At 68.9% G+C, this 25,022-nt stretch carries 10 protein-coding genes; 7 read left to right on the top strand and 3 right to left on the bottom strand.

What is annotated here, in order from left to right:
* Position 1: 1 nt before the first annotated feature.
* From ACT89H_RS19380 to ACT89H_RS19360, 5 genes are all read left to right on the top strand, one after another.
* On the top strand, positions 2–1,333 hold the full coding sequence (locus ACT89H_RS19380; protein WP_445110022.1) for a beta-ketoacyl [acyl carrier protein] synthase domain-containing protein: 1,332 nt from the start codon (positions 2–4) through the stop codon (positions 1,331–1,333).
* A complete protein-coding gene (nbtC, locus tag ACT89H_RS19375) occupies positions 1,326–4,415 on the top strand; it encodes a nocobactin polyketide synthase NbtC (protein ID WP_445110021.1) in 3,090 nt (1,029 codons plus the stop codon). The genes ACT89H_RS19380 and nbtC overlap by 8 nt, the downstream gene beginning before the upstream one ends.
* Positions 4,416–4,427: 12 nt before the next feature.
* Positions 4,428–9,005: a non-ribosomal peptide synthetase gene (locus ACT89H_RS19370; RefSeq protein WP_445110020.1), complete on the top strand. Its 4,578-nt coding sequence runs from the start codon at positions 4,428–4,430 to the stop codon at positions 9,003–9,005.
* A 50-nt stretch (positions 9,006–9,055) separates the two neighbouring features.
* Positions 9,056–14,128: a non-ribosomal peptide synthetase gene (locus ACT89H_RS19365; RefSeq protein ID WP_445110019.1), complete on the top strand. Its 5,073-nt coding sequence runs from the start codon at positions 9,056–9,058 to the stop codon at positions 14,126–14,128.
* 187 nt (positions 14,129–14,315) lie between these two features.
* Positions 14,316–17,819, top strand: a complete 3,504-nt coding sequence (locus ACT89H_RS19360; protein ID WP_445110018.1) for a non-ribosomal peptide synthetase — start codon at positions 14,316–14,318, stop codon at positions 17,817–17,819.
* Between the two features lie 46 nt (positions 17,820–17,865).
* Here the strand turns inward: ACT89H_RS19360 and ACT89H_RS19355 are convergent, their stop codons facing one another.
* Positions 17,866–19,281 (bottom strand): SagB family peptide dehydrogenase, encoded by a 1,416-nt coding sequence (locus ACT89H_RS19355; RefSeq protein WP_445110017.1) that lies wholly within the window; start codon positions 19,279–19,281, stop codon positions 17,866–17,868.
* On the bottom strand, positions 19,268–20,251 hold the full coding sequence (locus tag ACT89H_RS19350) for an ABC transporter substrate-binding protein (RefSeq protein WP_445110016.1): 984 nt from the start codon (positions 20,249–20,251) through the stop codon (positions 19,268–19,270). Before ACT89H_RS19350 ends, ACT89H_RS19355 begins: the two co-directional genes overlap by 14 nt.
* Before the next feature lie 240 nt (positions 20,252–20,491).
* Here ACT89H_RS19350 and ACT89H_RS19345 point away from each other — a divergent pair, with 240 nt between their 5' ends.
* Positions 20,492–22,228: an MFS transporter gene (locus ACT89H_RS19345; RefSeq protein ID WP_445110067.1), complete on the top strand. Its 1,737-nt coding sequence runs from the start codon at positions 20,492–20,494 to the stop codon at positions 22,226–22,228.
* A 28-nt stretch (positions 22,229–22,256) separates the two neighbouring features.
* On the opposite strand, the gene ACT89H_RS19340 is transcribed toward ACT89H_RS19345, so the two are convergent.
* Positions 22,257–24,305, bottom strand: coding sequence for a M13 family metallopeptidase (locus ACT89H_RS19340; RefSeq protein WP_445110015.1), 2,049 nt, complete (start codon positions 24,303–24,305; stop codon positions 22,257–22,259).
* Positions 24,306–24,652: 347 nt separating this feature from the next.
* Here ACT89H_RS19340 and rplN point away from each other — a divergent pair, with 347 nt between their 5' ends.
* Positions 24,653–25,021 carry a 50S ribosomal protein L14 gene (gene rplN, locus ACT89H_RS19335; protein ID WP_067807954.1) on the top strand — a complete coding sequence of 123 codons (369 nt, stop codon included), beginning with the start codon at positions 24,653–24,655 and terminating at the stop codon, positions 25,019–25,021.
* Position 25,022: the final 1 nt, after the last annotated feature.

Raw genomic sequence — 25,022 nt, 5'->3', positions numbered from 1 at the left:
TATGGCACGATCTGTTTCGGGGGACGAGGACTACGAGGACAACATTGTCATCGCCGGTATGGCGGTGGAGGCGCCAGGGGGCGTCGACAATCTGGATGATTTCTGGTCGGCCCTGGCCGAATCGCGGGAATTGATCGGTCCTTTCCCGCGGGATCGGGAATGGCCGCTGCGGGAGCTGTTCGCTCTCGACCGCACCGAAGGCTGGGGTGCTGTGCGGGACGCCGGAGGATTTCTCACCGGTGCAGCGGAGTTCGATCCGCACTTCTTCGGGATCACCCCACGGGAGGCGGTCGCGATGGACCCGCAGCAGCGGGTCGCGATGCGGGTGGCCTGGCGTGCGCTGGAGCACGCCGGAATCAATCCGGGTGCGCTCGAGCGCGCCGAAGCCGGGTGCTTCATGGGGGTTTCGTTCAGCGAGTACGGGCCGCGGGCCGGCGCCGTCAACGAGTACAGCGGCTATCGCGCGGTCGGCACCGCGCTCGGTGCTGTCGCCGGGCGGATATCGCACGGGCTCGGGCTGGTCGGGCCTTCGGTCTCGGTGGACACGGCATGCGCGTCGTCGTTGACCGCGGTGCACCAAGCCGCGGCGGCGATCCGGTCCGGCGAATGCGAATGGGCCGTGGCGGGCGGGGTGAGTGTGATGGGCTCGCCCGGCGCCTTCTACGAGTTCGCCAAGAATCACGCGCTGTCCGCCGACGGTCACCTGCGTGCCTACTCCGCGGGTGCGACGGGCACCCTGTGGGGCGAGGGGGCGGGTGTGGTGGTGCTGGAACGCGAATCGCGGGCTCGCGAGCTGGGCCACCGGATCTACGCGCGGCTGCTCGCTTCCCGGATCAACCACAACGGCACAGGCGCACCCATCGCGGTACCGAGCGCGTCGGCGCAGGAAGCGCTGGTGCGCAGGACGCTCGACGCGTCGGGTATCGAACCGCGCCTGGTCGGGCTGATCGAGGGGCACGGCACCGGCACTCCGGTCGGTGATCCGGTGGAACTCACCGCGCTGTGCAACACCTACGGCGCGGACGCGGAGTTCCGGCCACGGCTGGGTTCGGTCAAGACCAACGTGGGCCACGCGCAGGCGGCCGCGGGCATGCTCGGACTGATCAAGATGCTGCTGTGCGGGGCGAACGGCTACATCGCACCCAGCCTGCACTCGGAAAATCCCTCCCCCGCGGTGGATTGGGCCGCGACGGGCTTACGGCTGGCCACCGGACTCGAGCCCTGGGAGCCCCATGACGGTGTCCGCTACGGCGCCGTCTCCTCGTTCGGCGTCGCGGGAACCAACGCGCACGCCATCCTGGCGATGCCGGTCCTGGAGGATATCGATGCCTGATTACCGTCTGCCGGACGGCACCGTCCCGGTGCTGCTGTCCTCCGAGACCGCCGACGGACTGCGCGCCGAAGCCGCGGCCGTCCTGTCCTATCTGGAGAACCGTCCGCGGGTGACGCCGGACCAGGTGGCGGACATGCTGTTGCGCACGAGGAACGCGCGCCGCCGCCGCGCGCTGGCGATGGTCGGTGCCCGTGCCGAACTGCTCGACGCGCTGCGCTCGATCGTCGCGGACACGCCACATCCCGCCGTAGTCGCCACCGCCGGTGTCGCCACCGCTCGGCGCATCGGTTTCGTCTTCCCCGGCCAGGGCAGCCAGCGCCCCGGCATGGGCAAGCTGTATTACGAGATGTCTCCGGCGTACCGCGCCGAGGTCGACGCCTGCGTCGAGATCCACGAGCAGCGCTATGGGCACCGCCGGCCGCTGCACTATCTGCTGGGCACGCCGGACGAGTACGCGGACGTCATCTGGGAGGTGCAGCCCGCGTTGATGTTCCACATGGTCGGCTTGGCCGCCATGTGGCGGGCCTACGGGGTCCGGCCGGTCGCGACCGTCGGACACAGCCAAGGCGAGCTGGCGGCGGGCACGGTGTCCGGCGTGCTGACCCGGCGCGACGCGGTGCTGGCGGTCACGCACCGGGCCAGGCTCGTCGACGAGATCGTGCCCGCCGGTAAGTACGCCATGGCGGTGCTCGGCATGAACCGCGACGAATGCGAGGAACTGCTCGCCCGGCAGTCCGGCTGGGCCGAGCTCTCGGTGGTGAACGCGCCGCATATCCTGGCGATCTCCGGAGAGCAGGAGACCGTCTCCGACATCGTCACCGCCGCCAAGAACCGCGGCAGGTTCGCCAAAGAAATCAAGGTCGCCTATCCGGCGCACACGTCGTACCTGATCGGCGTCCGCGACGAAATGGAATCCGTGCTCGGCGACGACATGAGCACGCCGACATTCGCGCCCACAACTACGCCCTGCTATGGCGGTACTCTCGGCGGCCCGATCACCCCCGATATCACGCACCGGCAGTACTGGTACTGGAACCTGCGCAACCGGGTCCGCTTCGACCGGGCCGTCGTGGCCGCCACCGCGGATGTCGACACTTTCATCGAGGTCGCCGAGCATCCCACGCTGCAGCTGGCCCTGCAGGAGAATCTGGCCTCGGTGCCCGACGACCCGGCCACCGGCCCGCGCGAGTTCCAGGTACTGGGCACCTCCCGGCGCACGGCGGTGGGGCTGGAGGAGTTCAGCCGGAATCTGGCGACCATCGCCACGCACGACCTGAACTACAGCTGGGACAGCCTCCGAGTCGAGGATTCTCCCGTTCGTCTGCCGCTGCTGAACTTTCCGCATACGCGCATGGACTCGAAGCGGCTGTGGGCACCGTACCGTTCCGAGGCCGGCGCGCCGGAACCCGCCGAAGTGGCTCCCGTCCGGCTGACCGAGAACTGGGTCCGGCTGACCCGGCGCACCCTCACTCCTCCACGCACGGTCACCGTGGTCGATCGCGGCAGCCGTTGTGCGGAGCTGGCCGAGGCGCTCTGCTTGCGTGCCGAGCGACACGGCGCGACGGTGTCGCTGTTCGACGGTACGAGCGCCGAGCAAGCCGACACCGTGGTGGTGCTGCTGCGGCCGGACCGCGCCGCCGACGAGGCCGCGGCGGTCGACGAGTTCGCCGGATTCGTCACCGATCGAGGCTGGCTGTCGGCACTGGGGCCGCGGGTCACCGAGTGCTGGCTGGTGACCGTGGGCGGGGAAGCCGTGCGGGCGGGTGAGATTCCGGATCTCGCCGCGGCCGCGGCCGGCGCGGCTTTTCGCTGCGCCGCGGTCGAGCACATCGGCGTGACCTTCCGGCATCTCGACTTGCAGGCGGAGTATCCCCCGTCGGAGCCGAAGCTGCTCGCGGACCGTATTCTCCAGGCGCTGCACTCGGCCGACGAGCCGGAACTCGCGCTGCGCGAGGGTGAATTGCACGCCAAGCGGCTGGTCGTCGCCGAGCCGGAACCGGCCGCCTCGGCGCCCGATCTGAGCGAAGTGCTGATCCTCGGCGGCACCGGCCACGTCGGCCTGGAGTGCTGCGCACAGTTCGTCCGCGCTGGTGCGGACCGCGTCACACTGGTCAGCCGCAGCGGCGAGACCGCGGCGGTCACCGAGCGGCTCCGCGCGGTTCGCGCGCTCGGCGACACCGAGATCACCGTTCTGTCCTGCGACATCAGTGCTCCGGCCGCCATCGCGAGCCTGGCCACCCGCTACGCGGACCGTCCGGTCAGCCTGCTGGTCCACGCGGCGGTGGACTACGTGTACTCGACTGTCGGCGACGCCGATCACGAGACCGCGGTGCGGGCCGCCGCGGTCAAGGTGGTCGCGTTCGGTGCGGTGTCGCGTGCGCTGCCGATGACGCCGAACGCCACCGTGCTGCTGTGCTCCTCGTTCGCCGCGACGCTCGGCGGCTGGGGCCAGGCACTGTACGCGGGCGCCAATCGCATGCTCGATGCCATGGCATGGCGACTGCGCGCGGAGGGACGCGTCTGCACGTCGGTGCAGTGGGGCTTGTGGGCGCTGCCCGCCGCGGCGGACGCCGCTGTCACGGCTCGGATCGAAGGAGCTGGTCTGCTACCTATGGACGCTGCCGGCGCGGTGGCGGCGGGACTGGCTGATCCTTCCGTCAACTGCATCGTGCTGGCGGCGGATTGGCCGCGCCTGCGTGGCGTCACCGAAACCGTCGGATTGGAGCCGGTATTCGCGCCCGCGTTGGACGCGCTGGCCGAAATCCCCGCCTCCGCGCTCCCGGAGGAACCCGCGCCACGGCCCACGCCGAGCGGGCCGACCCGAGTAACGGTCGATGTCACGGCTCCTGCCGCCACCGATGTCGCCGAGCGTATTCGCACCGAACTCGGCCGCGTCATGCTCGTCGACGGCACCATCGACGGTTCGGTGCCGCTGGTTTCGCTGGGGATGGACTCGTTGCAGGCCCTCGATCTGCGCAAGCGGCTCAAGGCCGAACTCGATCGCGACTTGCCGGTCGCCGCCATCCTCGGTGGCGCGTCGCTGGATGACGTCGTGCTGTTGATGACCGAGAACAAAGGCTGAGGAGTCCGCCGAATGCCGGAGACCACCCGCGTGCCCGCGACCGAGCGAGAGTCCGCGCCGCCACGGATCGAGGACGTGCTCGCCCTGAGCCCTTTGCAGGAGGGACTGTTCTCGCTCGCCACACTGGCCGGGGACGACGACCTCTACAACATGCAGTTCGTGATCGAGGTGACGGGCCCGGTCGACGTCGCACTGCTGCGCCGCGGCATCGAAGTGATCCTGCAACGGCACGCCAACCTGAGAGCCGCGTTCTGGGACCGCGATGTGCCCAAGCCCGTGCAGATCGTGCCCAGCACCGTCGAGTTGCCCTGGTTCGAACGGAACGCGGACGAGCGGGAGTTCCGCGCCGTCGTGGCGTCGGAGGCACGCCGCGGCTTCGACCTGGAGCGTGGCCCCGCGCTGCGCGTCGCCGTGCTCACCCTGCCCGACGGATCGCGCCGGATGATCGTGACGGCGCATCACATCCTGATGGACGGATGGTCGTTGGGCGTGTTCTTCCGCGAGTTGTTCGCCGTGTACCAGGCGGGCGGCTCCGCTGCCGCGCTGCCCACGCCGCGCCCGTATCGGGACTACATCGGCTGGCTGGCCGCGCGGGACACGGCGGCGACGCTGCGTACGTGGGTCGACTACCTCGCGGACGTCGATCCGCTCATCCTGGCCGATCGCTCCGACACCGTGATCAACACGGTCGTCCCGGCCATCCACAAGGTGGTGCTCGACGCCGCCGACACCGACCGGGTGCAGCGTTGGGCCCGCGCCAACGGGCTGACCATGAACACGGTGGTCCAGTTCGCGTGGGCGATCCTGCTCGGCCGTCTGACCGATCGCCGGGACGTCGTCTTCGGCACGACGGTCTCCGGGAGGCCGGACGAACTGGCCGGGGTCGAGACCATGATCGGGCTCTTCATCAATACCGTCCCGGTGCGGATCCGGCTGGACGAATCGGCCGCCGGCGGTGTGGTCCACGCGTGCGCCCAGGTGCAGCGCGCGTCGGCGGCCATGCGCGACAACGGATATCTGAGCTTGTCGGCGATTCAGCGTGCCACCGGCCGGGGCGCGCTGTTCGACACGCTCTTCGTCTATGAGAACGCGCCGGTCGCCGACGTGTTGCAGCCCGTGACCACCGCCGATGGCACCACGTTCCGCCCAACCGCATCGGAGAGCCTGACCCATTACCCGCTGGCCGTGGTGTCGTTCCTGCTCGACGGCCAACTGACCGTGGTGGTCGAAGCCGTCGAAGCGGTGTTCGGCGAATTGTCCGCCGCCGACCTCGGCACCCGGTTGCTCGCCGTGGTGTCGCAGCTACCGGACATCGGCGCGGCCGGCCAGGACACCGTGGACGTGCTGCTGCCGCGGGAGCGCCCACGGCCGCCGGCCGGACCGGCCGCCGATGTGCTCGGCGTCACGGTGCCGCAGTTGTTCGCCCGGCAGGTGGCCGCCGCGCCGGACGATCTCGCGTTGAGCACCGAGCGCGAGCGCTTCAGCTACCGCGAGTTGTCCGACGTCGCGCTGCGGTTGGCCGGTGGCCTCGCGGCGCGCGGTATCGGACCGGAAGACGTCGTCGCTCTGGCCCTGCCGCGTTCGGCGCGATCGATCGTGGCGATCCTCGGTGTGCTCGCGGCCGGCGCCGCGTACGTGCCGATCGACATCACCCAGCCTCCGGCGCGGATCGAATCGATACTGCGTCAGGCGAAACCACGGCTCGTCCTGTCGGACGGTGCCTGCCTGCCGCTGGGGGACGGTATCGCCGCACTGCCACCGGTCGAGTCCTTTGAGGCTGTCGCCTCCGACTCCACCGCGTTGACCGCTCCCCGCGCCGGGTATCCCGAGCAGTGCGCGTACCTGATCTTCACCTCGGGCTCGACCGGAGAACCCAAGGGCGTCATCGGCACCCATGCCGCGCTGGCCGCCTACTTCGCCGACCATCGCGAGCGGGTCTACCGGCCCGCGCTCGCCCGGCTGGGCAGGCCGCTGCGGATCGCCCACGCGTGGTCGCTGAGCTTCGACGCCTCCTGGCAGCCCATGGTCGGCCTGCTCGGCGGCCAGTCGATCCATCTGTTCGACGCCGAGGAGATGCGCGACGCGCGGCGGCTGGTCGAGGGAATAGCCCGGCACGGCATCGACATGATCGACACCACGCCCTCGATGTTCGCTCAGCTCGCCGCCGCCGGGCTGGTCGACGGGCATGGCACCGATCTGGCGGTGCTCGCGCTGGGAGGCGAGGCGATCGGCGTGCCGCTGTGGAAGCAGTTGTGCGCCTTGCCGGATACCGCCGTGCACAACTGCTACGGCCCGACCGAGACCACGGTCGAGGCCGTGGTGGCGGCAGTCGCGGACCCGGCGGCGACCCCGGTCATCGGATCGCCGACGAACGGCATGACCGGGTACGTCTTGGACTCGCGGCTGCGGCCGGTGCCGGACGGGGTCCTCGGCGAGCTGTATCTCTCCGGTGCCCAGCTGGCCCGAGGTTACGCGGGAAAGCCGGGAGTCAGCGCCGACCGCTTCGTCGCCGATCCGTTCCGGCCCGGCTCGCGCATGTACCGGACCGGGGACCTGGTGCGGCGCTTGCCGTCTGGTGACTTCGCTTACCTGGGACGCGCCGACAACCAGGTGAAGATCCGTGGCTACCGGATCGAGATCGGCGAGATCGAGGCCGCGCTGCACGGACTTCCCGGTGTGCGGGAGGCAGCGGTCATCGTACTGCGTCGTGCGAGCGGACCGGCTCTGGTCGGATTCGTGGTCGGCGCGGACATCGAACCCGCCCGACTGCGGGCGGCGCTGTCGGATCGGTTGCCCGCGTATATGGTTCCGCACCGCGTCCTTGTTGTCGGCGGCTTGCCGGTCACCGGCAACGGCAAGCTCGACACTGGACAGCTCGAGGCGATGGCCGGCGTCGCGCTGGACGGCAACCCGTCGGCCGCCGCACCGAGCACCGATACCGAGCGCACGCTGTGCACGACGGTCGCCGAACTCACCGGCGGCGCGGCGCCCGGCGTCGACGAGGAGCTGGTCGAGCTGGGTCTCGACAGCATCGTCGCCATCTCCCTGGCGAACGCGCTGCGTCGCAAGGGCATCGCGGTCAGCCCCAGAGCGGTGCTGGCCGCCGCCTCCATCCGGGAACTGGCGACGACGATCGACGCGGGCGCGGCAGCCGATCCGGTGGCCACCACGGCGGAGCCCGGCTCGGTCGGGCAGACACCGATCCTGTCCTGGATGCACGAGTACGGCGGCTATCGCAGGCTCGCGCTGAGCACCGTGGTGGAACTGCCCGCCGACGTGGATCGTCCGCGTCTGGAGGCAGTGCTGCAAGCTGTGCTGGACGGTCACGCCATGCTGCGCGCCCGCTTCGTCGAGACCGCGTCGGGGTACGACATCGTCACCCGTGCGCCCGGCGTGGTGCGCGCCGCGGACATCCTTACCGAGGTCGAGGCACGCGCCGAATTCCCCACGACGCTGAGCGCGTACGCACGTTCGGCAGCCGACGAGATCGATCCGCTCACCGGCGATCTGGTTCGAGCCGTGTGGTTCAACCGCACCGACTCCGCCGATCTGCTGCTGCTGCACATCCACCATCTCGCGGTCGATCCGGTCTCCTGGCACATCGTGTGCGCCGACCTCGCCGAGATGTGGGACCAGTTGCGGGCCGGAACGCCGGTCGCCGAGCTCGTTCGGCCGGTCGAATACACCACCTATCGGGCGTGGGCGCAGCGCACCCGTTCGCGCGCGGGCACGGCGGAAGTGGCCGCCCAGCGCGAATACTGGCTTCGGCAGACGACCGGGCCGGACCCGGTGCTGGCCGCCCGGCGCCCCGATCCGAGCATCGACACCTGGTCCTCCTACCGCGTGTACCCGTTGCCTGCCCCGCCGGATCTCACCGCGGCGGTGCTCGGCAACCTAACCGGTGCGATCGGCGTACGGGAGTTCTTGCTCGCCGCGCTGACCATGACATTGGCGACGTGGCGGGTGGAGCGCGGCCAAGATCCCAGCGGGGGAGCGTATCTCGCCCTGGAGGGCCACGGTCGCGAGGACGCGACGCTCGGCGCCGATATCGACACCGCGCGCACCGTCGGCTGGTTCACCAGCGTGTACCCCGCCCGCTTCGGCGTCGGTGGGGACTGCGTGGACGTCCCGACGGCGATACAGGATCCGGACAAGGCCGGTGCCCTGCTCGCCTCGGTGGCCGCTACGTTGGCGGCGGTTCCGAACAACGGCGTCGACTACGGCGTCTTGCGCTACCTCGAAGCGGACGCCGAACTCACCGCGGCGCCGCAGCCGCAGGTGCTGTTCGACTACCTCGGCCGACTCGACCTGGCTCGCGCGCACCAGCCGTGGTCACCGATCTCCGACGTCGAGCTGTTCACGCGATTGCCGACCGCGCCCGAGCCCGACTTCCCGCTCCGCTACGCCATGGACGTGATCGCGGGTGTCCAGGGTGCCGATACCGGACCGCGGCTGGTCGCGCTGCTGCGCTGGAGCGAAGCCATCTTCACCGCCGCGGAGGTGGAACGACTCGCCGAGATCTGGCACGACGCCGTCGCGGCGTTGGCCCGCGCGGTAACGCCGGCCGCCGTCGGTGGCCCGCTCCCGTAGACCGCGCGAACCCGCAGCGCCCAGCCCGTCAGTAGATTCGAAGGACAGTAATGGCAGAGGACATTCTCGAACGCCGGAAGCAGTTGCTGAAGCAGCGGCTGCGTGACAACGACGTGCAAGCGGTCGCGCCGGCGCCGGTGCGGGCGCGCACGAGCGGCGAGCGGAGTCCGCTGTCGGACGCGCAGCGGCGCATGTGGTTCGTGCAGCGGCTCGACCCGGCCGACACGACACTGAACGTGTGCGTCGCCTACCGGCTGGCCGGAGCGCTGGACGTGGATCGCCTGCGCGCCGCGTTCGCCACCGTGGTCGCGCGACACGAGGTATTGCGCACCACCTACCACGTGGGTCCGGACGGCGAGCCGTACCAGGTGGCCCGTGCCGACGCGGAAGTGTGCTGGCAGCAGCACGATCTGACCGACCTGCCCGAGCCGAGCCGGAAGCTGCGGGTGGAGGTGCTGGCCCGCCGGGAGTTCGCGCGCCCGTTCGACCTGACCGCCGACCTTCCGCTGCGCGCGACGCTGGTGCGCACTGGCGCTGCCGAGCACGTGCTGATCCTGGTCGTTCACCACATCGGCTGGGACGACGACTCGTGGCCGGTGTTCTTCACCGAGGTCGACGCGGCCTACCGCGGTGCCGAACTGCCTCGCCTCACGGCCCAGTACGTCGACGTCGAGGTCGGCGCCGGAGGTGACGTCAACGACTCCGACCTCGCCTACTGGCGCGACGCCCTGAGCCCGCTGCCCGAGCGCCTCGAGCTGCCGGGCAGCGGCGCGGTCCACAGTCCGTCGAAGAACGCGGATCGGTGTGTGCGGACACTGTCCTCGGAGCTGATGACGCGAATCACCGAGTTCGCCGACGACCACGCGGCCTCACCGTTCATGGTGCTGCTCGCGGCTTTCCAGGCGCTGGTGCAGCGCTACACCGCCGCGACCGACTTCCTAGTCTCGGTGCCCGTGGTCGATCGACGCGGTGGCGCCGAGGGGCTGATCGGTTATTTCGGTAACGCCGTGCTGATCCGCTCGCACCTGGCGGGCGGGGATGATTTCGCCGTGCTGCTCGAACGGGCGCGCGACACCTGCATCGGCGCGTTCGGTCATCGGGGCGTCGGCGTCGACCGGGTGATCCGCGAGGTGAGCCCGGATCGGTCGGCGGGCCGGGACGGCATGGCGCAGCTCGTCCAGCTCAGCTTCAGCGTGCGCGGCGAAGCGGCCGGATTCGCGCTGGACGGCGTCGAAGCCACGGAGCTGCCGTTGGGTCCGGCGGTGGCCGCGGAGGAACTGGGCTTGATGATCGTGCTGGGCCCGGCCGGCGCGCGAGTCGAGGCGACCTACTTGGTCGACGCGCTGGATCGGCAGCTGGTCGGGCAGTTCGTCGCGCACTACGTGCAGTTGCTGGACACGGCTGTGCGTAATCCTCGGCTGCGCCTGCGCGAGATCGACATCCTGGGCGCGGCCGATCGCGCGAGCATTCTGGCACGGTCGCACGGTGAGCTGACCCAACGCCCGGTCACCACCCTTGTCGCTTTGCTCGAGGAGCGGGCCGCCGCGCTGCCCCGGCAGTGCGCGGTCGCGTCCGATGCGGTCGAGCTGACCTTCGACGAGCTCAATCGGCGCGCGAACCGGCTGGCGCACTGGCTGATCCGCCGCGGCGCCGGACCCGAGAAGATCGTGGGCCTGCGGTTGGGCACGTCGGTCGAGTTCATCGTCGCGAGCATCGCGGTGCTCAAATCCGGTGCCGCGTATCTGCCGGTCGATCCCACCTATCCGAGCGAGCGCATCGAGTACTTGCTCGCGGACGCCGCACCCGAAATCGTCCTGGACGGCGCTGGTCTCGCGGCGGCGGAGTCGGAAGCGAGCTCGCTGCCGGAGCGGAATCCGGTCGACGCCGACCGGATCGCCGCGCTGCGTCCGACGAACCTCGCCTATGTGATCTACACGTCCGGATCGACCGGGAAACCCAAGGGCGTACCCGTCCCGCACGAAGCGATCGCCGAGCACCTGGTGAGTTTCACCGCGGAATGGGATCTCACACCCGACGATCGCATGCTGCAGTCGACGTCGGTGAGTTTCGACGCGTCGCTCGGTGACATATTCGTCCCCCTTGTCGCCGGTGCGCGCGTGGTGGTGCCGAAGCCGAACGCGTACCGGGACATTCCCTACGTCGCGGATCTCGTTACCCGACACGGCATTTCGGTGCTGCACATGGTGCCCTCGATGTTGGCGACGTTCCTCGTGTTGCCCGAGGTGAACGATTGGCGCACGCTGCGCCATGTTCCGGTGGGCGGTGAGGCGTTGCCGGGCGAGGTCGCCGACCGGTTCGCGGCGCTGTTCGACGCGGAGTTGCGCAACCACTACGGGCCGACCGAGGCGGTCGTCTGCTCGGCCCACCTGGTCGTGGAGGGGCCGCAGGGCACCGGGACAGTGCCGATCGGCACACCGAACCAGAATGTGTACCTCTACCTCTTGGACGAAGCGTTGCAGCTGGTGCCTGATGGAGTGGTGGGGGAGATCTATCTCGGTGGCCGTCAGCTGGCGCGCGGTTACCTTGATCGTCCGGGTCTCACCGCCGAGCGATTCGTGGCCGACCCGTTCCTGCCCGGTGCGCGGCTGTATCGCAGCGGTGATCTCGCGCGACGCAACGCCGAAGGCGAGATCGAATTCGTCGGCCGCGCCGACGAACAGGTCAAGGTGCGCGGGTACCGGATCGAACTCGGTGAAGTGGAGGCGGCGGTCGCCGATCATCCCGGAGTGGCCCGCTGCGTCGTGATCGTCACCGAACACGAGTCGCTGGGACCGATTCTGGCGGCGTACGCGGTGCCGATGCCCGGCGTCGACCTCGATCTCGACCAGGTGCGCGCGTTCATCGAATCGACTCTGCCCGAGCACATGATGCCCGCGGCTGTCACCGTGATCGATGAGGTGCCGCTGACCGCGCACGGCAAGCTGGACAAACGCGCGCTGCCCGCGCCCGAACTCGCGGCGGCCCGTACCCACCGCGAGCCGCGGACGCCGACGGAGGTACGCGTCGCCGCGCTGTACGCGTCGCTGTTCAACCGTGATCGGATCGGCGCCGAGGACTCGTTCTTCGAACTCGGAGGACACTCGCTGCTCGCCGCCCGCCTGATCACGATGATCCGCGCCGAGTTCGGCATCGAGATCGACATGCGGGTGCCCTTCGACGAGCCGACCGTCGCCGGACTGGCCGCTCACCTGGTCGCCGCCTTCCTCGACGAGTTCGGGATAGATCTGGACGAGCTCGCCGCGGCAGACGAGGACGCCGGAGACCGGAGATCGACGCCGAGCGTCGAACCACGCTCTCCCGCACGGCCGGAACTGATCCGCCGGGAGCGGCCGGAGCACATCCCGCTGTCGTATTCGCAGCGCGCCTATTGGTTGCAGCGGCGGATGGAAGGCGCGATCGATGGTGAGAACGTCACCTATCCGATCCGTTTCGACGGCCCCCTCGACCGTCGCGCACTGTTCGCCGCCATCGATGACGTCGTGGTCCGGCACGAATCGCTGCGCACCACGTTCCCGGAGCACGAGGGAACCCCGCACCAGCGCATCCACCCGGCCGAGCGGGTCGAGGTTCCGGTCGTCGAACTCGGCGACGGCGATATCGAAGCCCGGCTCGACGCGGAACTGGCGGCGGACGCGGGCTACTCGTTCGACTTGCGGTCCGAGCCGCTGCTGCGGCTGCGGTTGCTGGTGCTCGCTCCGCGAGTCCATGTGCTGTCGATCCTGATGCACCACATCATCGCCGACCGCCGGTCCTGCCAGATCTTCGTCGACGACCTCGCCACCGCCTACCGCGCCCGCCTGCGCGGTGCCGCGCCGGAGTGGCCCGAATTGGCTGTTCAGTTCGCGGATTTCGCGATGTGGCAGCGCGAGGTGTTCGACCGCGGTCCGGACCGTGCGGTCAGCGCGTACGGCCGAGCGCAGCTGGACTACTGGTGCGACGCGCTGGCCGGGCTGCCGGACGAGATCGCGGTGGGGCACGACCGCCCGCGCCCGGCGGTGCTCGGCCGCGACGGCATCGGCGTCACGCGGGAGGTGTCCGCCACGACCTGGGCACGTCTGCGCGCCATGGCCGAAGCGGCGGGCGCCACCGAGTTCATGGTGTGCCAGGCGGTCAGCGCCGTGGTGCTGAACGTGCTCGGCGCCGGTGACGACCTGGCCATCGGCGCGGCCGTCGCCAACCGCGTCGAGCAGACGACCGACGATCTGATCGGTCTGTTCGCGAACGTGGTGGTGCTGCGCAACGACGTCTCCGGCAATCCGACCCCGCGAACCGTGCTGGAGCGGGTACGGGATTCGGCGCTGGACGCGATCAGCCGTCAAGGCGTGCCGTTCGAGCGACTCGTGGAGACCGTCAATCCGCAGCGTTCGTTGTCGCGCAACCCGCTGTTCCAAGTGATGATGCATATGCGCCACCGCGCGGCGCCGGTGGCGTTCGACGCGGACGGCGCGGTCACGATGCAGGGCATACCCAAGTTCTACGACGTGTCGTTCATGGACTTCCATTTCGACTACACCGTCGACACCACAGGCGCGATGATCGCGCGCATCGTGGTCAATCCCGATCTCTACGAGGCCACGACCGGGGAGGTCTTCGCCGACGTGCTCGTCCGGGTCTTCGAGGCGTTCGCCGAGCAGCCGGACACCGCGATCGGCGAGCTGGACGTGCTCCCGGACGGTTGGGATACGGCAAGGTCGGTGGTGCGGTCGACCGCGGTGCCCGCCCGGTACACCGGGGGAGATAGCGAGGCACCCCGCACCGACACCGAGCGCACACTGATCACCATCCTCGAGGAATTGCTGGAGATCACCGATGTCGGGCGCGACGACGGGTTCTTCGGCCTCGGCGGCGACAGCATCATCGCGATCCAATGGGCGACTCGCGCGGGGGAGGCGGGCCTGCCGTTGACGCCGCAACTGGTGTTCGAGCACTTCACCATCGCCGAACTCGCGTCGGCCGTCGATGAACTCGCCGCCGATTCGTCCGCCGCGAAAGCGATCGGCGGCGCCGCCGGGGACGAACATCGCCATGAGCCCATGTCGGTCTCCGGCTTGGGCGAGGACGCGTTGGCCGCGCTGCGGGATTCCTGGGCTGCGCGGCAGTAGCGCCGGCCGCCCAGCCAGGGGCGACAGCGTGCTCGAGCCGTGGCGGGTTTCTCGGTGCGGCTCGCCCGGGCGGCCTGGGCCGAGGAACTGGGATATGTAGGTTAGGCAAACCTACATTCTTGCGTTAGGCTTCCTCCGGGCAGTCTCGATCCGTCGGGTGCGGCGGTAGGCAAGGAGTGGCAGCGGAATGGAGCCGGCACAACAGAAGAGGGGCGCGGCAGGGATCGGCATAGACGAGATCCGTGCCGCGGTAGCCGAGCAGATCGGCCTCACGGCCGGGGAGATCGCCGATGACGACGACCTCATCCAGCTGGGATTGGATTCGATCCGCACCATGAAACTGGCCGGTGGCTGGCGCAAGCGCGGGGCCGATGTCAATTTCGCCCAGCTGGCGGCACATCCGACCGTGGCGGCCTGGCACGGCCTGCTCGGCGCGGACGATACGCCCGCGGACATCGACCCGGCGTCCATCGAATCGGTCGAGGCGCGGTCGGACGACGACGAACGGGCGCCTTTCCCGCTGGCCACCATGCAGCACGCGTACTGGATCGGACGCTCCGAGGAACAGGAACTCGGCGGCGTCGCGGCCCATCTGTACGTCGAATTCGACGGGCTGCGAATCGATCCCGAGCGATTGGGACGGGCGGCAACCGAGCTGGTCGAGGCGCATCCCATGTTGCGTACCAAGTTTCTGCCGGACGGTACCCAGCAGACGATGCCGGCACCGGGTCGGCCCGTTTTCCACGTCGTCGACCTGCGCGGCGCGGCGCCGGAGGCAGCGGAAGCCGCATTGGCCGAGTTGCGTGCGCGCAAGACCCACCAGCTTCTGGCGATCGAGGACGGGCAGGTCATCGACATCACTCTGACGCTGCTCGACGACGAACGCACACGGCTGCACGTGGATGTCGACATGCTCGCGGGCGACGCCATGAGCTACCGCGTGCTGATCGCCGATTTGGCCGAGTTGTACCACGGGAGCGCGCTGCCCGCGCCCGGCTACACCTACCGGCGTTACCGCGTCGAACGCCACGAGGACGTCGCCGCCCGTGAACGCGACCGGCAATGGTGGCAGCATCGGCTGCCCGACCTGCCCGGTGCGCCCGCGCTGCCCACGGTGCCGGCCGGCGAGCGCGTCGAACCGCACCGGACCGTGCGGTATGACCACTGGCTGGGCCCCGAGGCCAAGCAGCGACTGCTGGCCGCCGCGCACGAGCGCGGCGTCACCCCGGCCATGGCGCTGGCAGCGGTGTTCGCCGAGACCATCGGCGGGTGGTCGGCGCAGAGCCGGTTCCTGCTGAATGTGCCGCTGTTCCATCGCGAGCCGGTGCACCCCGACATCGATCGCGTGGTCGGCGACTTCACTTCCTCCATCATGCTCGAGGTCGACGTCGCCGAGAACATGTCCGTTACCGAGCGAGCCCGCGCGCTGCAACGCGGTATGCACGAAAGCGGAGCGCACACCGCCTATTCCGGCCTGGAAGTGCTACGCGACCTGGGCAGGCAGCGCGGTGAACCCGTGTTGGCTCCGGTCGTCTACACCAGCGCGCTGAACTTGGGGGAGCTGTTCGCCGAGCAGGTCACCGGGACCTTCGGCGAGCCGGTGTGGATCATTTCGCAGGGCCCGCAGGTGCTCCTGGACGCGCAGGTCACCGAGGTCCGCGGAGGGCTGCTGCTGAATTGGGACGTGCGCGCATCCGCTTTCCCCGAGGGCATGATCGACGCCATGTTCGCCCGGTACACCGCGGCGATCGAGCGTCTCGGCGCGGGCGAGGCCGGGTGGAACGCGGAAGCCGCGGTGCGACTGCCGATCGCCCAGGCGGAGGTGCGGGCCGCGGTCAACGCCACCGACGGCCCCGTCAGCGGGCGCTGCCTGCATCAGGGCTTCTTCGAGCATGCCTCGGCGAATCCCGGGGCGCCCGCGGTGGTGTGGGGTCTCGGTGCGGACCGGGCGGCGTGGACCTATGGGGAACTCGCCGCACGCGCGCTGGCCGTCGCCGGCGCGCTCACCGCGGAGGGGGTTCGGCCCGGCGATGCCGTCGCCGTCCAGCTGCCGAAGGGGCCGGACCAGATCCTGGCCGTGCTCGGCGTGCTGGCCGCAGGAGCCACCTACGTACCGATCGGATTCGATCAGCCGGCCGGTCGCCGCGCGGAAATGCTGCGCACCGGTGCGATCGGCACGGCGCTGAGCGTCGAGGGCGCGGACCTCGGCGCGCCGATCGTGACCCTGTCCATCGACACCGCCCGCGACTACCCGCAGCCGCTGTCAGCGCCGGTCCTGCCGGATACCGGCGACATCGCCTACGTCATCTTCACGTCCGGATCCACCGGTGTGCCAAAAGGCGTCGACGTCCCGCACCGCGGCGCGATGAACACCATCGATGCCGTGAACGAGTGGTTCGAGGTAGGCAGCGCCGATCGCGTTCTCGCGCTGTCCGCCCTGGAATTCGACGCTTCGGTCTACGACATCTTCGGCATGTTCTCGGTGGGCGGCTCGATTGTGGCCGTCGACGCCCGGCAGCGTGCCGAGGCCACCACCTGGGTGGATCTGCTTCGCACGCATCGCGTTTCTATCCTCAATTGCGTGCCGAGCATGCTGGACATGATCCTGGAGATCGGCGGTGACCAGCTGGGTGATTCACTGCGGGCGGTCACCCTGGGCGGGGACTGGGTCGGCGCGGATCTGGCCCGCAGGCTCGCCGCCCAAGTGCCGGGCTGCCGGTTCGCCGGGCTCGGTGGCGCGACCGAGACCTCCATCCATAACACCATCTGCGAAGTGGTGGGCGAGCCGCCCGCGCACTGGGCGACCGTGCCGTTCGGCGTTCCGCTGCGCAACGTCCGCTGCCGCGTGGTCGGTCCCACGGGCCGCGACTGCCCGGATTGGGTGGCCGGCGAGTTCTGGGTCGGTGGCGCGAACGTGGCCGCGGGCTACCGCAACGATCCGGAGCGAACCGCCGAGCGATTCGTCGAACACGACGGCATCCGCTGGTACAAGACCGGTGACCTGGCCCGGTACTGGCCCGACGGCACGATCGAATTCCTCGGCCGCGCGGATCATCAGGTGCAGATCCGCGGATATCGCGTCGAACTCGGCGAGGTGGAGAGCGCGTTGCGCACGGTGCCGGGGATCCGGCATGCCGTGGCGGCGGTCGTCGGCACCGCTGCGCCCACACTGGTCGCGGCTGTCGCCGGTGATCCCGGCGACATCGGCGACCTCACCGCGGCGGTAGCCGAGCTGTTGCCCGCCTACATGATTCCCACCCGAGTCGAGTTCCTCCAGCAGATGCCGTTGACCGCCAACGGCAAGTTGGACCGCCGCGCGGTGGTCCGGCTGCTCGAACCGGGCGCCGAGCAGGACCAGGACGTTGCCCCGCGGGATGACGTGGAGGCCGCCCTGGCCGACATCGTCGCGACCGTGTTGGGTGTCGACGCGATCGGCGTGCACGACGACTTCTTCGGTCGTGGTGGCGATTCCGTGCTGGCCACGACGGTCATCGCCCGGGTGCGGGAGTGGCTGGAAGCCGATCACGCGCTGGTCGCCGACCTGTTCGCCGCGCGCACGGTGGCCGAGCTCGCCCAGCGGCTGCGGGACCGGGAGGCCCGGCACGGCGCGGCGAGCAGACTGCCCACGGTCGCGCGGCTCTACCTCGAGGTGGCGTCGATGACGGACGAGGAGATCCTGGCCCAGACGTGACGGTGCCGGTGTGGCCGCGCTGGATCACACCGGGACCGACACCGATTCAGCGCGATGCTCGGGAGCCGATGATCATGCTCCCGACGTTGCACTCCTCCAGTTCGTCGACACCGGCCGCGTCGACGAAAGCGGCGGTATCCCCGAAGCCCTGGGCGCACGCGCCCAGGCCCATGGCGGTCGCCGCCAGGTAGACAGTCTGCATCAAGACGCCGACATGCTTGAGGATCGCGGCGTAGGCCACCTGCTCGTAGGTCCACATCACGCGACCGGCGCGGGCCGCCATGATCAGCAGCACCTGCGGCTCGGCGGCGTCGGTCAGCGTCGCCGCCGTCGGCTTCAGCAGCCGTTTCACGGCCGGCGAATCGGCCGCCGCGACCGGACGCAACACGTGGTCGAAGGAGTCGTAGTGGTACATCCCCGGCGCCAGTCCCGTGACGTTTCGTACCACCGGATAAAGCTCGAGTTCGTACACGCCGCCGCCGGACGGGTAGGGGCGCGAGAGGAGTTCCTCGCCCGCTGCTACCGGTCGGGTACTGCGGGTTCTGGCCGTGCGGTACAGCAATTCGGCCAACTGTTCGAGAGTGATCGGATGGGTCTCGTCGAAGGTGCGCGTCGATACCCGGTCTTCCAGGACCGCGGTCAGGCTGGGGTCCCCGGCGCGCCTGGCGGCCAGGTCCGGGACGGGCAGGTCCACCGCCGCACCGGGGTACACCGCCTTGCGTGCCGGTGGTTGGGGAAATCGGCCCTTCGCCCATTTGGTCGGCCCGAAGTGTTCCCAGGTGATGGTGCGCTCACCGAGGGTGCTGCGGCGATGGAACCACAGATCCGGCGCACTCCAACTCCGGGAGGTGAATTCCCGCTCTTCGGTTTCCGCGTCCGGAACCGAGAAGCCGCACCAGTGCAGATCGTCCGCGAACCGCGCTTTGACGGCGACCGGCAGGTCGGCGTCGGCCGCGCCGATACCGTCGAGCAAGGCGAGCAGCCGTGGATCGTGAATGCGCAGGTCACACCACGCACGTGGGTGCTCGAGCACGAAGCCTTGGGCATCCCGGTGCAGGACGGCGAATTTCGACAGCGTGGCCGACCACGGCAGCGGCGTGCGCGGTCGCGGGGCCGGCTGTCCGAACGGCCGGATGGTGTACAGGTCGCGCCCGCCGTCGCGCAGGGTGACCGATAGCCAACCGCCGTCGGTGAGCTGTTCGACCAGTTCGCCGAGGTCGCCGCCGGATCGCTCGGTCAGCTCACCGAGCGTGGACGGACCCTGAGTGAGCAGCTTCAAAGCTCGCACCTCGGCCGTGCCGAGGCCGGTCAGCTTCTGGTTGTGTGGCGGGTTGAGTAGTACCGCGCCGGTCGGCACGGTGACGCAGGTCGCGCCCTCGCGCAGGGCGAAACGGGTCTCGGGGGTGTAGGTGACGGCGGACAACCGTGGAACTCCTCGTGCGGTGGTGCTACTTCGCGGCATTGGTCAAGGCCGGCGCCACCTTGTCCAGGATGTACGGGATCGACAGGACCGTGGGCTGATTGACGGCGGTGATCTCCTGGGTGGTGAGGAACACGACCGCGTGCTTCTCGACCGCGGGCAATTCCGAGTATCCGGGCAGCTGCCGGTACTTCTCGTCCATGCCCGGGGAGTAGCCCGCCAGCAGCACGTCGGCGGTCAACTCGTCGATGCGCTCGGAGGAGAGCGCGGCCCGGCCCTGGGTGGCGGGCAGGGCCAGCAGGTTCGGTGGGATGCCGAGGCCGAGCTCCGCGAACAGCTTGGCGGAGCCGTCGTTCGGGTCGGTCAGCACCATCAGCTGAGTCGGACCGGACAGCCAGGTACTGGCGAATGACTTGCCCCGCAGGCCCGGATCGGCCGCGGCGATGCCCGCGATCTTGTCGCGCACGGCGGTGACCACCGTGGCGGCCTCGTCCTGCTTGTGCAGGATTCGGCCCAGAGCGGTCACCAAATCCGGCCAGGGCGTGACGATTTCCTTCGTCAGACCCGGCACGGTGGGGGCGACCTTGGAGAACGCTTCGTAGTTCTTCTGGTCGGCAATGAAGGAGTCGGCCAGAATCAGATCCGGTTCGAGTGCGGCCACCTGCTCGGCGAGGTTGCCGGTGGTGCTGATCGGTTTGGCGGACTCGTCCATCTTCGGCTGCCAGGGCGGCGCACCTTTGGACAGCACGGCCACGTTGTCGACATACGCCGCGGGTGTCACGCCGAGCGCGAGGGCGGTGTCGAGCCATTGGTTTCCGAGGACGACGATCTTCTTCGGAGTCCCGGTGATGGTCGTCTCGCCGCGCGCATGACTGATGGTGATCGACTCACCACCGGCCGCGGACTCGTCGCCGGGCGATCCGCACGCGGTGACGCTGAACGCCACGGCACCGGACAGCAGAGCGGCCGCTGCTCGCGCCCACCAGACTCGGGATGCCCGGACAGACCTCATCGTTCACTCTCCCTCGCGAGGAAACTCCTCGATCCGGCTGCTCCTCGAGCTGCCGTGGATTCAGTCAGCTAAGCCTAACCTATATAAATCGGCCTTCGGCGACGGAAGAGCGGGCGCTCCGCTTGATGGTTACATCGGCTAACTATATAGTTTGCGATGGTAACCATGTCGTGAGGGGCAGCCGTGACGAATCGATCCACCGAAATAGACCCGGGCGACGTCCGAACCATCCGGCGCCGGATGCGCTACGACCGGGACCATCCGCGTTACAAGTGGATCGTTCTGACCAACACCACGCTCGGCGTGCTGCTCACGGCGGTCAATTCCTCGATCGTGCTGATCTCGCTGCCCGCGATCTTCCGCGGCGTCGGGCTCAACCCGCTCGAGGCCGGCAACGTCGGTTACCTGCTGTGGATTCTGATGGGCTACCTGCTGGCCACCGCCGTGCTCGTGGTGATGTTCGGGCGGCTCGGGGACATCTTCGGCCGGGTGCGGGTCTACAACCTCGGGTTCACGGTGTTCGCGCTGGCGGCGCTCGCCCTGTCCTTCGATCCGTGGCACGGCGGAGCGGGGGCGATGTGGATCATCGTCTGGCGGGTGATCCAAGGGATCGGCGGCGCGATGCTGACGGCCAACTCCACGGCGATTCTCACCGACGCGTTCCCGGCGAGCCGGCGCGGCACGGCGCTCGGCATCAATATGGTCGCCGCGGTGGCCGGCTCGTTCTTCGGCCTGATCATCGGCGGCGTGCTGTCGGAATGGGACTGGCGCGCGGTGTTCTGGGTGAGCGTTCCGATCGGCATCCTCGGCGCGGTCTGGTCCTATCGCTCGCTGCACGAGGTCGGCGTCCGCTCCCGCGGCAAGGTGGACTGGGCGGGCACCGTCAGCTTCGGCCTGGGGCTCACCGCACTGCTCACCGGCATCACCTACGGCATCCAGCCCTACGGTGGGCACGCCACCGGCTGGACCAGCCCGTGGGTGCTGTCCGCGGTGCTGGGCGGTATCGTGCTGCTCGCGGTGTTCTGCCTGGTGGAGGCCCGGGTTCCCGATCCCATGTTCCATCTGGGGCTGTTCCGCAATCGCGCCTTCGGATTCGGTAACTTCGCCAATCTGATGGTGTCCATCGGACGAGGCGGCATGCAGTTCATGCTGATCATCTGGTTACAGGGCATCTGGCTTCCCCTGCACGGCTACGACTTCGAATCCACGCCGCTGTGGGCGGGTATCTACCTGCTGCCCTTGACCATCGGATTCCTCGCCGCCGGACCGGTCTCGGGCTGGCTGTCGGACCGATACGGTCCCCGGCACTTCACCACCAGCGGCGCGTTGCTGGCCGGCGTGACCTTCCTGCTGCTACTGGTCATCCCCGTCGACTTCGACTACTGGTTGTTCGCGCTGATCACCCTGCTCAACGGCATCGGCAGCGGCTTGTTCTTCTCCCCGAACACCGCCGCCATCATGTCCAGCGTCCCCGCCGCCCAGCGCGGCGCCGCCTCCGGCATGCGCGGCACCCTCTTCAACGGCGGCAATGCCCTGTCGATGGGGATCTTCTTCTCCCTCATGGTCGTCGGCTTGGCGGCGAGCCTGCCCTCGGCGCTGGACTCCGGTCTGCGCGCGCAGGGCGTCTCCGCCGGGGCCGCCGCGGAACTGGCCGGCATGCCGCCGGTGGCCAGCATGTTCGCCGCGTTCCTCGGGTACAACCCGATCCAGGAGCTGCTGGGGCCATCGGGTGAACTGAGCAAGCCCGGTGTCGATGCCCAGACCCTCACCGGGCAGGAGTTCTTCCCGAACCTGCTCACCGGGCCGTTCCACTCCGGACTGGTCGTGGTGTTCGTGGCGGCGGCCGTGATGATGTTCCTGGCCGCAGCCGCGTCGTGGTTCCTCGGTGACAAGTACATCTATGACGAAGCGGCCGAAGCGGCCGAGGCGGATGGAAGGGCGGACGCGCCGGCGCCTGTCACGGTGGCGGCCCGCTGATCCGCGAGCGTCCCGAGGACCCGCCGGCTCAGAATGTCACCCGCTGATCTGGCGGCATGTACAGCTTGTCGCCTTCCTTCACCTCGAAGGTCTTGTAGAACTCGTCGAGATTGCGCACCACCTGGTTGCAGCGGAACTCGTTGGGGGAGTGCGTATCGGTGCTGAGGTAGCGGATGGTGAGTTCCTTTGTCTGCTTCTCGCGCCAGCCGCGTGCCCAGGACAGGAACATGGTGCGGTAGTCGGGATTGTCTATGCCCCGCCGCTTCTCGGCGATGCGGAAGGCGGCCAAGGTGATCTGCAATCCGCGCAGATCGGCGAGGTTCTCACCCAGAGTGAGCTCGCCGTTGACGTGCCTGCTCGGCTCGAGTCCCTCGGGGACGAGCACGTTGTACTGCTCGATCAGCTGCTTGGACTTGGCGTCGAACGCGGCGCGGTCCTCGGGCGTCCACCAGTCGCGGCGATTGCCGTCGCCGTCGTATTTGGAGCCCTGGTCGTCGAAACCGTGGCCGATCTCGTGCCCGATGGTGGACCCGACCGCGCCGAAATTGACCGCGGGCAGCGCGTCCTTGTCGAAGAAAGGCGGCTGAAGGTAAGCCGCCGGGAAGACGATCTGGTTGGAGGTCGCCGAATAGTAGGCATTCACCGTTTGCGGCGACATGCCCCATTCGGATTTGTCGACCGGGGTGCCCAGGCGCGCGAACGCACGCTTGACCTCGAACTCCTGGATTGCGAGCAACGACTCGATCAGCTTGCCCTTGGTGATCTTCAGCGTCGAGTAGTCGACCCACTTGTCCGGATAACCGATCTTCGGATCGATCTTGTCCAGCTTCGCCAGCGATGCCGCCCTGGTGGCAGGCGACATCCACGTCGAATTGGTGAAGTTCTCCCGGTAGGCCGCGATCACGTCGGCGAGCATTTCCTTGGCGCGCTCCTTGGCCTCCGGCGGGAAATGCTTGGCCACATACAGTTTGCCGAGCTGCTCGCCGAGTTTGTCGTCGACGATGCTCACGCCGTACTTCCAGCGTTCCGGGCGCTCGTCCTGGCCGTTGAGAATTTTGCCCTTGAAGTCGAAATTCGCGTCGTTGACGGCCCTGGGCAGATACGGCGCGAACTCACGCAGCACGGACAACTTCAAGTAATCCCGCCATGTGGCGATGTCCACCTCGGTCCACAGCTGACCCGCCGCCGTGATGAAGGACGGCTGATCGACCACCATCGTCGCGAACAGTTCGCGCGGGCGGTCGGTGTTGCCCGCCAGCCAGGGATCCCAGTCGAAGCCCGGGGCGAGCGCGGTCATATCGGCCCAGCTGTAGACGTTGTACGTCGCATCGGTGTCGCGGTTGCGCACGTTGTCCCAGTGCGCGGGCGCGATGCGCATCTCCAGATCGAACACCCGCGCGGCGATACCGATGTGGTCGGCCCATCCCGCGCCCGCGGCGATGCGCTCGAGAAAGGTCCGGTACTGCGCGAGGATCTCGGCGTATTCCGGCTTCCGGTAGTACTGCTCCCCGAGCCCGAGTCCCGACTGCCCGACCGAGGGGATGTAGGCGTTGGAATTCTTCCGATCGACACCGATGCCGAGCCCGATCAGTCCGCTGATCGGCAGCTCGGCCATCACCTTGGCCAACTCCGGCTTGGTGGCGGCGCCATCGATCTTCGCCAGCAACGGCGCCAGCGGCGTCATGCCGAGCCGTTCGATCTGGTCCCAGTCGACCCTGGCGTCGTAGAGATCCCTGATCTGTTGTTCTTCCGAGCCGGGCTTCGGGTCCCGGATGCCGTCGATGATCTCCCGCAACTGCTGCTCGGTGCGCTCGCCCGCCTCGCTGCCCGAGCCGTAGCTGACCTTGTCCGGCGGCAGCCGGTACTCCCGCAGCCACTTCCCGTTGACGTGCCGGTAGAGGTCGTCCTGGGGCCGGATCGTCTCGTCCGCTCCGCTGAGATCGACGCCGGTGAGCGTCCGGCTCGCGGGTTCGGTGCCGTCCGAGCACGCGACGAGCGCGGCGGCGGCCGGGACGGCTCCGAGGGCGATCAGGAAAGCACGACGATCCAGCTTCGCTTGCCGACCGGTAGATGTCACGAGAATCCTCTCCCCGACGCGGCGGTGCCGCTGGTGTACGAAGGCAGCCTTGCAGGACACGAGGCTACCGGCGCGACGCCGGTCCGGCCCGGATTGGGAACGGGCGCCGTCGGGTGCCCCGGCGACCACCCCCGATTTGGGAACGACCTGCGGATTCCCATACACTAGACCGGTTGCCTGCGGGAGCTGTGCCCGCAATCCGGCAGTGAACCCCCAGTGGTTGGTTCCGCTTTTCTTGCTCGAACCGATGAAACCGCTGGTAGGCGCGCGTCCGGAGGGCAACCGACCATGCCCGTCGGGTCGGTAATCCGGCGTGCACATACGTCCAGGTCAAGGAGGACGCTGAAGTGATTCAGCAGGAGTCGCGACTGCGCGTCGCCGACAACACGGGTGCGAAGGAGATCCTCTGCATCCGCGTTCTCGGCGGTTCGTCGCGTCGCTATGCCGGTATCGGCGACATCATCGTCGCTACCGTGAAGGACGCCATCCCCGGCGGCAACGTGAAGCGGGGTGACGTCGTGAAGGCCGTCGTCGTGCGCACCACCAAGGAGCGTCGCCGTCCGGACGGTTCCTACATCCGTTTCGACGAGAACGCGGCCGTGCTCATCAAGGCGGACAACGACCCGCGCGGTACCCGTATCTTCGGCCCGGTCGGCCGCGAGTTGCGCGACAAGAAGTTCATGAAGATCGTCTCGCTGGCCCCGGAGGTGCTCTGAC

This window comes from Nocardia aegles (assembly GCF_052545135.1).
This window is presented reverse-complemented; position numbering and strand designations above follow the sequence as displayed.

Coding starts and splice junctions, on each gene's coding strand:
- ACT89H_RS19380 (WP_445110022.1), top strand. CDS start 2: ATGGCACGATCTGTTTCGGGGGACGAGGACTACGAGGACAACATTGTC.
- nbtC (WP_445110021.1), top strand. CDS start 1,326: ATGCCTGATTACCGTCTGCCGGACGGCACCGTCCCGGTGCTGCTGTCC.
- ACT89H_RS19370 (WP_445110020.1), top strand. CDS start 4,428: ATGCCGGAGACCACCCGCGTGCCCGCGACCGAGCGAGAGTCCGCGCCG.
- ACT89H_RS19365 (WP_445110019.1), top strand. CDS start 9,056: ATGGCAGAGGACATTCTCGAACGCCGGAAGCAGTTGCTGAAGCAGCGG.
- ACT89H_RS19360 (WP_445110018.1), top strand. CDS start 14,316: ATGGAGCCGGCACAACAGAAGAGGGGCGCGGCAGGGATCGGCATAGAC.
- ACT89H_RS19355 (WP_445110017.1), bottom strand. CDS start 19,281: ATGCCGCGAAGTAGCACCACCGCACGAGGAGTTCCACGGTTGTCCGCC.
- ACT89H_RS19350 (WP_445110016.1), bottom strand. CDS start 20,251: ATGAGGTCTGTCCGGGCATCCCGAGTCTGGTGGGCGCGAGCAGCGGCC.
- ACT89H_RS19345 (WP_445110067.1), top strand. CDS start 20,492: ATGCGCTACGACCGGGACCATCCGCGTTACAAGTGGATCGTTCTGACC.